12 protein-coding genes are annotated in these 13,945 nt (G+C 49.4%); 1 reads left to right on the top strand and 11 read right to left on the bottom strand.

Annotated elements, in window-relative coordinates; all coding sequences use genetic code 11:
• Positions 1–200: 200 nt before the first annotated feature.
• Positions 201–1,184, bottom strand: a complete 984-nt coding sequence (locus tag AC2TF5_RS02300; RefSeq protein WP_491300671.1) for a phosphotransferase enzyme family protein — start codon at positions 1,182–1,184, stop codon at positions 201–203.
• A 171-nt stretch (positions 1,185–1,355) separates the two neighbouring features.
• Here AC2TF5_RS02300 and AC2TF5_RS02295 point away from each other — a divergent pair, with 171 nt between their 5' ends.
• On the top strand, positions 1,356–2,132 hold the full coding sequence (locus AC2TF5_RS02295) for an alpha/beta hydrolase (RefSeq protein ID WP_491300670.1): 777 nt from the start codon (positions 1,356–1,358) through the stop codon (positions 2,130–2,132).
• Positions 2,133–2,300: 168 nt separating this feature from the next.
• On the opposite strand, the gene argH is transcribed toward AC2TF5_RS02295, so the two are convergent.
• The 10 genes from argH to prfB all read right to left on the bottom strand — a co-directional run bounded on the left by argH (position 2,301) and on the right by prfB (position 13,760).
• A complete protein-coding gene (gene argH, locus AC2TF5_RS02290; RefSeq protein WP_491302789.1) occupies positions 2,301–3,719 on the bottom strand; it encodes an argininosuccinate lyase in 1,419 nt (472 codons plus the stop codon).
• Positions 3,720–3,893: 174 nt separating this feature from the next.
• A complete protein-coding gene (locus AC2TF5_RS02285; RefSeq protein WP_491300669.1) occupies positions 3,894–5,126 on the bottom strand; it encodes an argininosuccinate synthase in 1,233 nt (410 codons plus the stop codon).
• Between the two features lie 70 nt (positions 5,127–5,196).
• On the bottom strand, positions 5,197–6,153 hold the full coding sequence (argF, locus tag AC2TF5_RS02280; protein WP_491300668.1) for an ornithine carbamoyltransferase: 957 nt from the start codon (positions 6,151–6,153) through the stop codon (positions 5,197–5,199).
• Between the two features lie 61 nt (positions 6,154–6,214).
• Positions 6,215–7,459, bottom strand: a complete 1,245-nt coding sequence (argD, locus tag AC2TF5_RS02275; RefSeq protein WP_491300667.1) for an acetylornithine transaminase — start codon at positions 7,457–7,459, stop codon at positions 6,215–6,217.
• Between the two features lie 68 nt (positions 7,460–7,527).
• Positions 7,528–8,364, bottom strand: a complete 837-nt coding sequence (argB, locus tag AC2TF5_RS02270) for an acetylglutamate kinase (RefSeq protein ID WP_491300666.1) — start codon at positions 8,362–8,364, stop codon at positions 7,528–7,530.
• 115 nt (positions 8,365–8,479) lie between these two features.
• Positions 8,480–9,706 carry a bifunctional glutamate N-acetyltransferase/amino-acid acetyltransferase ArgJ gene (argJ, locus tag AC2TF5_RS02265; protein WP_491300665.1) on the bottom strand — a complete coding sequence of 409 codons (1,227 nt, stop codon included), beginning with the start codon at positions 9,704–9,706 and terminating at the stop codon, positions 8,480–8,482.
• Positions 9,707–9,721: 15 nt separating this feature from the next.
• Positions 9,722–10,777, bottom strand: coding sequence for an N-acetyl-gamma-glutamyl-phosphate reductase (argC, locus tag AC2TF5_RS02260; RefSeq protein WP_491302788.1), 1,056 nt, complete (start codon positions 10,775–10,777; stop codon positions 9,722–9,724).
• A 124-nt stretch (positions 10,778–10,901) separates the two neighbouring features.
• Positions 10,902–11,471: a GNAT family N-acetyltransferase gene (locus AC2TF5_RS02255; RefSeq protein ID WP_491300664.1), complete on the bottom strand. Its 570-nt coding sequence runs from the start codon at positions 11,469–11,471 to the stop codon at positions 10,902–10,904.
• 266 nt (positions 11,472–11,737) lie between these two features.
• The gene (locus AC2TF5_RS02250) at positions 11,738–12,628 is read right to left on the bottom strand and encodes a YitT family protein (protein ID WP_491300663.1); all 891 of its coding nucleotides are present in this window, start codon (positions 12,626–12,628) and stop codon (positions 11,738–11,740) included.
• An 18-nt stretch (positions 12,629–12,646) separates the two neighbouring features.
• A protein-coding gene (prfB, locus tag AC2TF5_RS02245; RefSeq protein WP_491300662.1) for a peptide chain release factor 2 occupies positions 12,647–13,760 on the bottom strand; the annotation gives its coding sequence in 2 pieces (ribosomal slippage) (positions 12,647–13,687 and positions 13,689–13,760; 1,113 coding nt in all).
• Positions 13,761–13,945: the final 185 nt, after the last annotated feature.

Below are 13,945 nucleotides of genomic sequence, written 5' to 3'. Positions count from 1 at the left end.
TTATCCCCCGTTTCTTCATGCTAGTGTTACTAGAGCGTTTTATCCGTCACATAGCTAATACCAGTAATGTAACATGAGACGACTGATCAGCAAACATTCTTTTGGCGGAAGTTTATCTCCGTCTAGAGACGGAGAAGCACTAAAAGAAACCCGATAGCCTTACATAGAAGTGGTTTGAGTGTTCTTCATTTTGTATGAGACTATAGATTGTAGAATATTCGCTCTCCAGATAGAAAGGGAATGCAATGATTAGCACATAATAACGGCATTCGTTCGCGCATCCAAGGATGAACAGCTTCGTTCTCTATCTGAAATGCATAATAACCAATAATCGCAACCAACATAAATCCTTCTAATAGAAGTATATCTTCCTCCGTTATTTCTTCATGACCATAATATCCCTCAAGAAAATTATTTCTGCGTTCAGATGGAATCATTAAGGCCCCCATAGATACGTCTAACAAATAATATCCGGATCCGAAAAAGCCAAAATCAATGAAACTCATATCCACCTGACCGGTTACGATAATATTCCCCATGGACAGATCGCCGTGAATAAGTCCCCAGGTATGTACTGACTTCCCTTTATCTTTGAGGCGCAAGTTAATCAATGTAATCGTTTCCTCAATAATATAAACATCTGAAGAAGCGAACAATCCCAGATCCAAACCGCGCTTTATCTTCGTGAGCATCTGATGGTTATAATCCATACCTTGACTAGGTCGTTTATCAGGGCTGACACCCTTATAATGACGGAAGAACGAATGAAGATCGGCAATTTGAGCTCCCAGCTTTGTAACAACGTTCTGATCAGAGACATCTTCCTTTTGCAGATCTCTTCCCTCTAGCCACGTAAGCACTGAACAATTTAGGCTGCGTCCTTCATGTTCTATGACCGTAAGCAAATCTCCATGAATGTTTCGTACTGGGGATTGAACGATAAGATCTGTATGGGCTGCCAAATTCTCCAGCATTTCCAATTCGGTTAATAACCCGTGATAGGTATGCTGCAGGCCTGTCATATTATCTTTAATGGGTTGATGAATGCGCAGTAAAAATGAGTTTCCACTAGCTGTATCATCAATTTTGTATGTTCTATTCTCATTATGTCTTAGAAACTTAATAACAGGCTCATGAATTCCATAGTACTTTATTAAAATAGCTATAAGAGCGTCATTCGTCATATAACAGACATCCTTTCATTGCTACATATAAAGTCTCACATTACATATTACCATTTATTTATGCTATCATCTGAGATAAATAGGAAACTCGACCTTATATTCTACGGCTACCATCATTGATTCAATTAGTTTTATAGACTGCTATAAGAAAACGAGAGGGGATATTTACGCATGGCACTAATGCAATGTCATTTTTTCTCGGAAGCACTCGGGCTTAGTACAACAATGACCGTCATTCTCCCGCAAAACACATCTACGCAAATCGGTATGGAAAACCGTGCAGGCTCGCATCGCCATCCCACACTCTATCTGCTCCACGGTTTATCCGATGACGATTCCATCTGGCTGCGCCGTACATCCATCGAACGGTATGTAGCATCTATGGGAATTGCGGTTGTCATGCCGCAAGTACATCGCAGCTTTTACACGGACATGGAGTACGGCGGTAAATACTGGACCTTTATCAGTGAGGAGCTTCCCGCTCTGGCCCGCTCCTTCTTCCCACTGTCGGATAAGCGTGAAGATAATTTCGTAGCCGGGCTATCGATGGGTGGATACGGCGCTTTCAAACTTGGACTGCGAAAGCCTGAGATGTTTGCAGCAGCGGCCAGCTTGTCCGGTGCATTGGATCTGGCCGGAAGTTCTTTGAACGACGGCCTTAACCGAGAGATGCAAATGATCTTTGGAGACAGCCCGATTCAGGGAAGCGACAACGACCTCCTATCACTTCTGCAGCAATTGGACCAATCCGAAGGGCCTAAGCCGGAGCTGTATCAATGCTGCGGAACGGAAGATTTTCTGTATGATGACAACCAGACGTTCCTGAAGGCCTGCCGAGATACATCGCTGGATTTAACTTACGAGGAAGGTCCCGGTGCACATGATTGGGGTTATTGGGATGACAAAATTCAGGACGTATTGAACTGGCTACCACTTCGCAAAGACTGATCAACAACCAACCGGCTTCCAATAAAGATACGTACACTTTTTTACTAGCTCAGGAAGCATGCGTTTTATCTATTTTGAAAATGAAGCAGGGGTGCCCCCACTGTAGAACAATCTACTTGGGGGCACCCCTTTAAACTGCGGATATTTTGCGGGTCAAACGGTTATTTTTTACTTATTCACTCCTGCAGAATGAGCTTGAATCCATTCAGCCGATGCCGACAAAGCCTGCTCCGCACGGTCGATCGCTGCCTTCACCTGAGGCGTAGCCGTGCCGCCATATACGTTACGGGCGTTAACGACCGTCTCCGGCTGCAGTACCTGATAGATGCTGTCGTCAAACAGTGGTGAGAACTGCTGGAACTCTTCCAATGTCAGATCAAGCAGGAACTTGTTGTTCTGGATGCAGTACAACACGGTTTTACCAATCACTTCATGCGCCTGACGGAACGGAAGCCCCTTCCCTACGAGGAAGTCGGCGATATCTGTCGCATTGGAGAAGTCGGTATTCACTGCTTCACGCATCCGGCCCTTGTTCACTTTCATCGTTGCGATCATCGGTGCGAACAGCTGCAGCGCACCTTCGAGTGTGGCTACGGTGTCGAACATACCTTCCTTGTCTTCCTGCATATCCTTATTGTAGGCAAGCGGTAGCGACTTGAGGACCGTAAGCAGCCCCATCAGATTGCCGTATACACGTCCGGTTTTTCCGCGGACAAGCTCAGGCACATCAGGATTCTTCTTCTGCGGCATGATACTACTGCCTGTGCAGAACGCATCGTCCAGCTCAATGAAGTTGAACTCCGTGCTGCTCCACAGTACAAGCTCTTCACTCAGGCGGGAGAGGTGCATCATAATCATAGAAGCATCCGACAAGAACTCCAAGATGAAATCACGGTCGCTCACAGCATCCAGACTGTTCTCATACACGCCGTCAAATCCTAGCTGCTCCGCTACAAAATGCCGGTCAATCGGGAAGGTTGTGCCTGCTAGAGCACCTGCGCCAAGCGGCAGGATGTTAATCCGCTTATAACTGTCGATCAGACGGCTAATGTCACGTTGGAACATGGACACGTAAGCCATCAGATGATGTGCGAACAGGATCGGCTGTGCACGCTGCAGATGCGTATAGCCTGGAATAATCGTGTCGAGATTGTCCTTAGCCTGTCCAATCAGCGCTGTCTGCAGTTCATGCAGCATTCCAGTCAACTCAACAACGCGGTTGCGCAAATACAGATGCATATCGGTTGCGACCTGGTCGTTCCGGCTGCGTCCTGTATGCAGCTTGCCGCCCACAGGCCCTACTTCTTCGATCAGATTTTTCTCGATGTTCATATGAATGTCTTCGTCAGAAACCGAGAACTCAATCTCGCCCTTACGGATCCGCTCCAACACTTTGTTAAGGCCAGACTTGATACTCTCAACATCCTCCTGCGGCACAATGCCGCATTTGCCCAGCATGGATACATGCGCAAGGCTACCCTGGATATCCTCCTCGGCCAATTGCTTATCAAAACCGATAGATGCTGTATATTCTTCTACCAAAGCATTGGTCTGCTTCGTAAAACGTCCTCCCCACAACTTGCTCACTACGTTTGCCCCACTTTCGTTTAAGGCAGAGGGCCGTCTCCCGTCATGGCTATGAAACTCATCCCCGTAAGAGATATGCTTCACATTACCATCTGACATGAAACGGCCTTCGCCTGTTTAAGTATAGTTATTATTGTTCTTGCTAGCCGATCTACGATATCCACTGACGAGTGGTTATTGATTCTGGTCTACGCCGGTAGCTACTTTCAAACGCAATGCGTTTAAGCGGATAAATCCGGTAGCATCGCCTTGGTCATAAGCTTGTGTCGGGTCCGCTTCCATCGTAGCGATGTCAGGATTGTACAGGCTGACAGGGCTTTTCACACCAGCCGATATCACGTTGCCTTTGTACAATTTCACGCGAACGGTTCCGGTTACGTTCTTCTGGCTTTCTGTGACGAGTGCTTGCAGAGCCAGACGCTCCGGTGCGAACCAGAAGCCGTTATACACAAGCGTGCTGTAACGGGTAATGAGACTGTCGCGCAGGTTCATCACTTCACGGTCCATCGTGATGGACTCCATTTTACGATGAGCGGTGAACAGAATCGTTCCGCCTGGAGTCTCATAGACGCCACGGCTCTTCATACCCACAAAACGGTTCTCCACCATATCCACACGGCCGATGCCATGCTTGCCGCCGAGTTCGTTCAACTTCTCCATCGCCTGGAGCGGACTGAGCGATTCGCCGTTCAGTGCCACACAGTTCCCTTTTTCAAATTCCAGCTCCAGGTATTCAGCTTCATCCGGAGCATCTTCAGGAGACACGCTGAGCAGGTACATGTCTTTACTTTCCGGTGCACTCGCATCAAACCATGGATCTTCAAGCACGCCACTCTCATAACTGATATGTAGCAAGTTGCGATCCATAGAGTACGATTTCGCTGCCGACGCAGTTACCGGAATGCCATGCTCTTCTGCATAGGCGATCATCTCGGCACGTCCCGGGAACTTGTTGCGGAATTCTTCGATACGCCAAGGTGCAATCACATCAATGTCAGGAGCAAGCCCTGCTACACCAAGCTCAAAACGAACCTGGTCATTTCCTTTACCCGTAGCACCATGCGCGATCATCGTTGCGCCTTCAGCGCGGGCAATGTCAACCATACGCTTCGCGATCAGCGGACGTGCAATGCTCGTGCCGAGCAGATACTGCCCTTCATAAAGAGCGCCGGATTGGAACATCGGATAGATGAAATCCTCAGCGAACTCTGCACGCAGATCGTCAATATATACTTTCGAAGCGCCGGTAGCCAGCGCTTTTTCTTCCAAGCCGTCAAGCTCTTCTTTTTGTCCGATATCAGCCGTAAATGCGATAATTTCAGCATCGTAGGTTTCCTTAAGCCATTTCAGGATAACCGAGGTGTCCAGACCGCCGGAATATGCCAGTACGATTTTTTGTTTTGCCATGATTTAAACTCCCTCTCTATATCGCTAGTAAATCCTGTGCTGCCATTGCTGCTGTTTCTATTACTGCCATTTAACCCATCAAGGCAACCATCAATGCTTTTTGGGCATGCAGACGGTTCTCCGCCTGGTCAAAAATAACCGAGTTCGCGCCATCAATGACACCCTCGCTTACCTCTTCGCCGCGGTGGGCTGGCAGGCAGTGCAAGAACAGATAATCCGGCTTCGCAACCTTAGCCAGCTCTTCATTGACCTGATAGCTCGCAAACGCAGCTTCCCGCTGCTTCTGCTCTTCTTCAAAGCCCATGCTTGCCCATACGTCCGTATAAATCACGTCTGCATCTTTCGCGGCTTCCTGTGGATTCTTCGTCACCGTAATTTCTGCTCCAGTCTCACGGGCGATTTCCCGGCTCAGCTGAACAATTCGCTCATCAGGCTCATATCCATCTGGGCTGGCGACCGCTACGTGCATACCCATCTTGGCGCCTCCGATCAGCAGTGAATTCGCCATATTGTTGCCGTCTCCGATAAATGCCATCTTGAGACCTTTCAGCGTGCCCTTGTGCTCAAGAATCGTCTGAAGATCCGCCAGAACCTGGCACGGATGCGCCATATCACTGAGACCGTTAATGACCGGAATCGATGCATAACGGGCAAGGTTGATGACATTGTCATGCCCGAAGGTACGGATCATGATGCCGTCCAGGTAACGCGACAACACCTGCGCCATATCACTGATCGGCTCGCCGCGTCCAAGCTGGATATCATTTTTGCTCAAAAAGAGCGCATGTCCTCCCAATTGGAACATTCCGGTTTCGAATGAGACTCTCGTCCGTGTGGACGATTTTTCAAAAATCAATCCGATCGTCTTGCCTTTGAGCGGCTCATATACCTCACCGTTCTTTTGCTTGCGCTTGATATCGATTGCTGAGTCGAGCAGATACTGAATTTCCTCTGTCGTGTAATCATCAAGCTCGATCATATCGCGTCCTTTAAAGGTCAACTCCTGCACTTGTCCGGTCGGGGTCATATGCTGCATCCTCCTTATACCATTTGCTTGATTTATCCATTGTATCACGGTGAAACTGCATTTACATTGGGTTCACTGCGGCTGCCGTATGTTCATGAATAAGCTGTGCCAGAATGCTCACTGCCTGATCGATCTCTGATTTCGTCACGAGCAGATTCGGCAGCAGACGGATCACATTCGGACCTGCTGTTACGAACAGAAGACCGCGGCACTGACCTGCAAGAACGATATCCCCGACAGGCTCCGCACATTCAATTCCGATCAAAAGCCCCATTCCGCGAATCCCTTTTACAAACGGATGGGCCCCGAGTTCCGCGTTCAGGCGCTCGGTTAAATACTGCCCCATTTCTGCAGCACGCTGTGGTGCCTGCTCCTCCAGTATGCTTTCGATTGTTGCGGTCACGACAGCCATCGAGAGCGGCGTTCCGCCAAAAGTCGAGCCGTGACTGCCCCCTGTAAAAGCTTCACGCAGATAGCCCTTACCAAGCATCGCGCCAACCGGGAATCCCGATCCGAGTCCTTTTGCCACTGTAAAAATATCAGGTTCAATCCCGTAATGCTCATGCGCGAACAACTTGCCTGTACGGCCCATGCCGGTCTGTACCTCATCAATGATAAGCAGCAGTCCGTGCTTGCGGCAAAGTTGATCCACAGCCTTCATATATTCCGGCTCCACGAGATAGACGCCGCCTTCAGCCTGCACCATTTCAATCATAATTGCAGCTGTATCCTTGTTTATCGCTGCTTCAAGAGCAGGGAGATCATGAAGTGGTACGCTTTTGAATCCGGCAGGAAGCGGAAGAAAGCCTTCCTTAACCTTGTCTTGACCTGTAGCTGTCAGTGTTGCCAGCGTCCGTCCATGAAAGGATTGCGTAAACGTGATAATCTCGAAGCGGCCCGTGCCTTTTACCTTCTGATGATAACGGCGGGCAATCTTAATCGCAGCCTCGTTCGCTTCCGCTCCGCTGTTGCAGAAGAAGACGGCATCCGCGCACGTGTTTGCAGTCAATAATGCAGCTGCTCTTTCCTGGCCGGGAATGTGGAACAGGTTGGATACATGCCACAGTTCGTCGAGCTGTGCCTTAAGCTTTTCCTTAACCTTCACCGGTGCATGCCCGAGATTCGTTACCGCGAGGCCGCACATGAAGTCCAGATATTTATTGCCTTTGTCATCCCAGAGCCAGCTGCCTTCCCCTTTGACCAAGCTGATCGGGTATCTTGCATAGGTTGGAAACAAAGAGCTTTCCGCTGCTGCTCCGTTCGAGCTTGTTCCACCACTCAACTGTACCTCACCACTATTGCTCATTCCTGCCACACTCCTATCCCTTAACGTATTCTGGCCGGATGGCTCCGGCCGGGGTATTTCGTTCCAGTCTACATGCGTACGATGCGCGTCCCGATGACCTCTCCGGACAACACTCGGCTCAGCACGCCTGGTTCGCTGCCGTCAACGATCACAACTTCACGGACTTTGCCGTGGATGCAGCTAATCGCTGCTCTCACTTTTGGAATCATGCCGCCGTAGATTTCACCGGTCCCGATCATATCCTCAATTTGTTGAACGGTTACGGTAGGAAGAACTTTTTTCTCGCTGCCTGAGCCTTTCATAATGCCCGGTACATCCGTCACCACGATCATGCGGTTCACGCCAAGATGAGAAGCAACTGCTCCTGCGGCCGTGTCAGCATTAATGTTGTATCGCTGTCCCGAAGCATCGACGCCGATTGGAGCAATGACGGGCATATATCCCATATCCAGCACACCTGTAATAATAGATGATTTCACTTCAGTTACATCGCCGACCCAGCCGACCTTCGCGCTGCCCGCTACCAGTTTGGCCTGAATCAATCCTCCATCCGAACCGGACAGCCCCAGTGCCTGCCCTCCGGCACTCTGAATGCGGCGTACAATCTGTTTGTTAATGCTGCCCGCAAGCACCATCTCCACCACATCCAGCACTTCTTCGGTTGTTTTACGCAGACCGTTCACGAACTCCGTCTCGATCCCGAGCTTCTCCAGATTCTCAGAAATGGCAGGTCCGCCTCCATGCACGATGACAGGGGTCACACCCTTCTGCTGCAGCTTCTTCAGATCTTCAAAAAAAGCTTCAGGCAGAGCAGCAAGCGTACTCCCTCCGCACTTCATCACAAAATTCTCTACGATTGCCGCGTTTTGCGGCTGCTCCGTACGATTGTCAGCGATCGTCTCCATACCGTTCCCCTCCTATGTCACTCTCCATAGTTGAACTAAAGATTCTAGCCTGAGCATCACTACGAATTCGGACTACTCTTTCCTTTCTTTAGTTCAATCTATATAGATGCAGCTCTTATGTCCGGTAAGCCGCATTAATTCGAACGTAATCATAAGTCAAATCACAGCCCCATGCCGTTGCACTTCCGCTTCCAATATGGAGATTCACATCGATATTGACCGTATCTCCTTGCAGGTATACGAGTGCAGCATCCTCATCAAAAGGGATCGGGCTGGACTGCTCCAACACCTGAATCGGGCCGATCGCAATGTCCACCGTTTCCGGGTTCACCGGTCTGCCTGCACGGCCGACAGCGGCGATAATCCGGCCCCAGTTGGCGTCGGCGCCGAATACAGCGGATTTCACGAGGCTGGAACCTACGATCGTCTTGGCGATCGCCTGCGCATCATCGTCACATTCTGCTCCTTGTACCCGAACCTCAATTAAATGTGCCGCTCCCTCGCCGTCCCTTGCAATCGCGATGGCAAGCATCCGGCACACATATTCAAACCCGGCCGCAAAAGCGCTCCAATCCGGATGACCCGGCGTCAAAACATCGTTACCGCCAAGCCCGCTCGCCATGGCAATCAGCATATCGTTCGTACTTGTATCCCCATCTACCGTAATCATGTTGAACGTCAGGTCGGTAGTGCCGCGCAGCAGTTGCTGCAGGGCTTCCTGTCCGATGACCGCGTCCGTTGTCACAAAACCGAGCATCGTCGCCATATTCGGGTGAATCATTCCCGAGCCTTTGGCTGCCCCTGCGATCGTAATATCACGGCCGTCTACCTTCACGGTGACGCAGGCTTCTTTTTTAACCAAGTCTGTTGTCAAAATAGCCTGGCTAAAGCCTTCCGCACCCGCGGCTTCCCCACTGATCCGCGATGGAAGTCCGGTTATGCCCGACTGTACACAATCCATCTTCAACAATTCCCCGATGACACCGGTGGAAGCTACGGCCACATCCTCATCGGCGATATCGAACTGTGCCGCCGTCTGTGAACGCATCGTATACGCGTCCTCTTCCCCTTGCTTACCGGTACATGCATTGGCGTTACCGCTATTTACGACTATTGCACGCAGTATGCCGTTCTGCAGACTTTCACGTGTTACCTTCAGCGGAGCCGCCTGGATCACATTCATTGTATAGACTGCTGCCGCAACCGCCGGTACATCACACACAATTACGCCGAGATCATGGCGATCCGTCTTCTTCAGTCCGCAGTGCAGTCCTCCAGCCTTAAAGCCCTGCGGCGAAACAATCGTTCCACCGCTTACGATAGTATATAAACTGTCTCCCATATGCTTTCCCCATCTTTACGGATACACTGGCGTATACGTAAGTCCGAGACTTTCCTCCCATCCCATCATCAAGTTCAGGTTCTGAATCGCCTGCCCTGCGGCGCCCTTCACCACATTATCAATTACGGATACAAAAGTGACTCTTCCCGTCCGGGAATCCACCGAAAAACCGATATCGCAATAATTCGAGCCGCTGACTTCCTTCGTCGCCGGCCAAGTACCTTGATCACGGACACGCACAAAACGGCGATCCTTATAGTACTGGCGGTACAGCTCTACAAAATCCTCCTCAGTATATGCGCCCAGTAGAGAGGCGTACATCGTACTCATAATTCCTCTTGTCATAGGGGCGAGGTGGGTCGTAAAGGTAACCGTCACCTTTTCACCGGCCACTTCGCTCAACACCTGCTCGATCTCTGGAATGTGCTGATGCTTATTCACCTTATAGGCTTTGAAATTCTCGTTAATTTCCGCATAGTGTGCCATCAGGCTGGTACCGCGTCCCGCTCCGGACACACCTGATTTGGCATCGATGATGATGCTTGCTGGATCAATCCAGCCTGCGCTGATCGCAGGGATCAGACCAAGCAGCGTCGCAGTCGGATAACAGCCTGGGTTCGAGATGAAATCCACGTCCGCGACCTCTTCCCCGAACACTTCACATAAACCGTATACCGCTTGTGCGAGCACATCGTCATCTGGCGCTTCATGCTTATACCATTCCTCGTACACGCCGCCATCCTTGATCCGAAAATCACCGGACAGATCAATGACCTTAAGTCCAGCTTCCAGCAGCTGCGGCACCAGCTTGGCACTCACGCCTGACGGCGTTGCAGTAAACACAACATCCGCTCGTTCCGCAATCTCCGCCGGTACAACACCGTCCAGGTTCCGTTCCACGATATTCGTCAAATGAGGAAATCCGTCAGATATCGGCACGCCTGAACTGGAAGAGGAGATGACCGACGTAATCTCCACTTGAGGATGATGCTGAAGCAATCGGATCAGCTCCACCCCTCCATAGCCGGTTGAACCGACAATTGCCGCTCTCAAAATCTTCTGTTCTGTCATCATGCTCATCCCTCTCTCCCACTCGCGTCTGGTAGATTTTCACTATCCCGTCTCATAAATATGTATTATTATACGTCCGTATTCATATTAATACAACAGATAAATTTCATTTAAATAAAAAAAATTATAGCTGCAACTCATATTCCTCTTTTAAAATAGCGAACGTTTTAAGGTCCCAGTGTACCCCTTTAATCTTCGCGGCTTTACGCTGAGTACCCTCATATGTCATTCCGATCTTCTCCATCACTCTTCGAGAACCTATGTTTTCGGCAAAACAACGCGCTTGAACACGGACCAGATCCATCTCCGCAAACCCAAAACGCAGCAGCTCTCTTGCCGCTTCCGACATATAGCCTTTGCCCCAATAGTTCTTATTCAACACGTATCCGATCTCCGCCAACTGATGCTGAGGTTTCCAAAAAACAAAATCAATCGTCCCAATCATCCGGCCGCTTTCCTTATCTTCTATGGCCCAAGGAGCTAATGCCCCATTGTCATACTGCTGCTCAATAAAATGAATGAATCCTTTACTATCCTCGATCGTCTGATGTGTATTCCATGTCACGTATCTGGACACGTCCTCGTCTGATGCATAGGCAAACATATCCTCGGCATCCCGCATGGTTACTTTCCTTAGAAGTAACCGTTCAGTTTGAAGCTGCGGAATGTTACCATATATTTCTTCAATTTCCATTTCGACACCCCCAATAGATTAGTTATCATTATATCGTGTACTCGCAAAAATAAAAGGAGAATATGTGTTAGGAGACGCTGTGGTCACAGGAAGCATCGATCCACTACAAACAAAACGGGTCAGCCAAGGATAAACCCTTGACTGACCCGTTTTTAATTTTTAACCTTTATTACATTGGACAACGATCCTCTTATAAGCAGGTATCACAAGTGTGTTAGATTAAACTAACAATCTGACGCAGACAAGGATGCCAGGCGACATAACAATCAAGCTTTAACCTTCTGGAAGCCTTCACCGAGCACCTCATGTGCATTGCTGATAATAACAAAAGCATCCGAATCGACAGATTGCACCAACGTCTTTAGCCTTGGAATTTCACTTTGGCCCACAACAACCATAAGCACGGTCCGGCTTTCCCCGGTATAGCCTCCCTCGGCGTTCAACTTGGTAAGACCACGATCCAAGTCCTGCAGGATAGCCTTCGTAATCGGCTCTGTATGATCAGAGATAATGTAAGCGACCTTCGTATAGCTAAAGCCAAGCTCGATTGTATCAATAACTTTACCTGTGACGTACAGAGCAATTAATGCGTACAGCGCCTGTTCCAGCGACAGCACCAACGCCGCCGAACTAATGACAAGCGCGTCAAGCATCACAACACAGATGGAGAAGCTGAGTCCGCTGTATTTTTGCACAATCTGCGCCACGATCATAAGCCCACCGGTAGAACCGCGCCCCCGGTAGACAAGACCGATTCCGGTACCCACACCAATCCCTCCGAAAATGGAGGCGAGGAGAGGGTTCGAAGTAGGCTCGACCCAGTCCTTAGTTATGAAAACAAACAGCGGCAGAACCACACTGCCAAGCAACGACCTAATTCCGTATTCCCGTCCCAACAGCCAAAAGCCAAGTACAAAAAGAGGAATATTGAACATCCACTGCGTATACGCCGGCTGAATGCCGAAGAGCGCTTCTAGCAGAACAGATATTCCCGAGACACCGCCAGAAGCGATGCGATTCGGGAGGAAAAACGAATTAAACGATAGTGCCATAATAAACGAACCAGCAATGATAAACAGCGTGTCTGCCAATTGGCGGATCGGGCCGTTCACCGGAATGAGTGGTTCTCTTCGTTTAGTGCGTACAGATTGGGCCATGATGGTTACATTCTCCTCTTACTCTACATCCTGCTTAATCTGACTGCGCAGGTATCCGTCGATAAAGCCGTCCAGATCGCCGTCCATCACAGCACCTACATTCCCGGTCTCCACCTGAGTCCGGTGATCCTTAACCATGCTATACGGATGGAATACATAAGAACGGATTTGACTACCCCAGGCAATTTCCGATTGCTCACCACGGATTTCATCCAGCTGCTGCCGCTGCTCCTCAATCTTACGCTCATACAGCTTGGAACGGAGCATCGTCATGGCTTGTTCACGGTTTTTAATCTGGGAACGCTCATTCTGGCAGGTTACGACAACACCGGTCGGCAAGTGCGTAATCCGTACCGCAGAGTCTGTTGTATTAATATGCTGACCACCCGCGCCGCTGGCACGGTAGGTGTCTATTTTCAGATCTTCGGTGCGGATTTCAATGTCCACATCGTCCGTAATTTCCGGTACGACATCACAGGATACGAAGGAGGTGTGACGGCGGCCCGAGGAATCAAAAGGCGAAATACGAACAAGACGGTGTACACCTTTCTCAGCCTTCAGATAACCATAGGCATTGTAGCCCTTAATGAGGAGCGTAACGCTCTTGATTCCCGCTTCATCACCCGGCAAATAATCAAGTGTCTCTACCTTAAAGCCGCGTTTCTCGGCCCAGCGAGTATACATACGGAGCAGCATTTGTCCCCAGTCCTGTGACTCGGTTCCGCCTGCACCGGGATGGAGCTCCAAGATGGCATTTAACTTATCATAAGGTTGGTTCAGCAGCTGTTGCAGTTCGAACTCTTCGACACGCCTCACGATTTCTTTAATGGACTCTCCAATTTCACCAGTAAGGCTTTCGTCGCCCTCTTCATCAGCCAGCTCAATCATAACAACCGCATCATCATAATCCTGCTGCAACTTCTCATACTGATCCACACTTGATTTCACGGCATTCATTTCAGCAATGAGACTCTGTGCCTTTTCGTTATCGTCCCAGAAATCGGGAGCGGCCATCTTCTCTTCGAAGTTCGCAATCATTTCCTGCTTAAGATCTAAGTCAAAGAGACCCCCTAAGATTGGTTAATTTCTTGCTAATTTCACGCAGGTCCTGCCTCACACTTGGATCGATCATGACACCTCGCCCTTTCTTTTCACTTATAAGTTCATTATACCCTTCATACTAACAAAAGCGTTCCTGGGTCAATCGGATTTGAGTGTACACCGTATTTTCTTATTTCTTCAGAACAACTCCCTTAAGGGTGCACAGGGGAATACCCGATGCGCATTAAAGCCATCCCGGTATTCCCTTGTTTACTC

Source organism: Paenibacillus sp. JNUCC 34 (assembly GCF_058269055.1).
Note: the sequence above shows the minus strand (reverse complement) of the source record. Positions and strands in the feature narration are given on the sequence as shown.

Bases quoted from the DNA above. Each gene is read 5' to 3' on its own strand.
- AC2TF5_RS02255 (WP_491300664.1), bottom strand. From the start codon at position 11,471: ATGGAAATTGAAGAAATATATGGTAACATTCCGCAGCTTCAAACTGAA.
- AC2TF5_RS02300 (WP_491300671.1), bottom strand. From the start codon at position 1,184: ATGACGAATGACGCTCTTATAGCTATTTTAATAAAGTACTATGGAATT.
- argD (WP_491300667.1), bottom strand. From the start codon at position 7,459: ATGAGCAATAGTGGTGAGGTACAGTTGAGTGGTGGAACAAGCTCGAAC.
- argJ (WP_491300665.1), bottom strand. From the start codon at position 9,706: ATGGGAGACAGTTTATATACTATCGTAAGCGGTGGAACGATTGTTTCG.
- argB (WP_491300666.1), bottom strand. From the start codon at position 8,364: ATGGAGACGATCGCTGACAATCGTACGGAGCAGCCGCAAAACGCGGCA.
- AC2TF5_RS02295 (WP_491300670.1), top strand. From the start codon at position 1,356: ATGGCACTAATGCAATGTCATTTTTTCTCGGAAGCACTCGGGCTTAGT.
- argC (WP_491302788.1), bottom strand. From the start codon at position 10,777: ATGACAGAACAGAAGATTTTGAGAGCGGCAATTGTCGGTTCAACCGGC.
- AC2TF5_RS02250 (WP_491300663.1), bottom strand. From the start codon at position 12,628: ATGGCCCAATCTGTACGCACTAAACGAAGAGAACCACTCATTCCGGTG.
- argF (WP_491300668.1), bottom strand. From the start codon at position 6,153: ATGACCCCGACCGGACAAGTGCAGGAGTTGACCTTTAAAGGACGCGAT.
- AC2TF5_RS02285 (WP_491300669.1), bottom strand. From the start codon at position 5,126: ATGGCAAAACAAAAAATCGTACTGGCATATTCCGGCGGTCTGGACACC.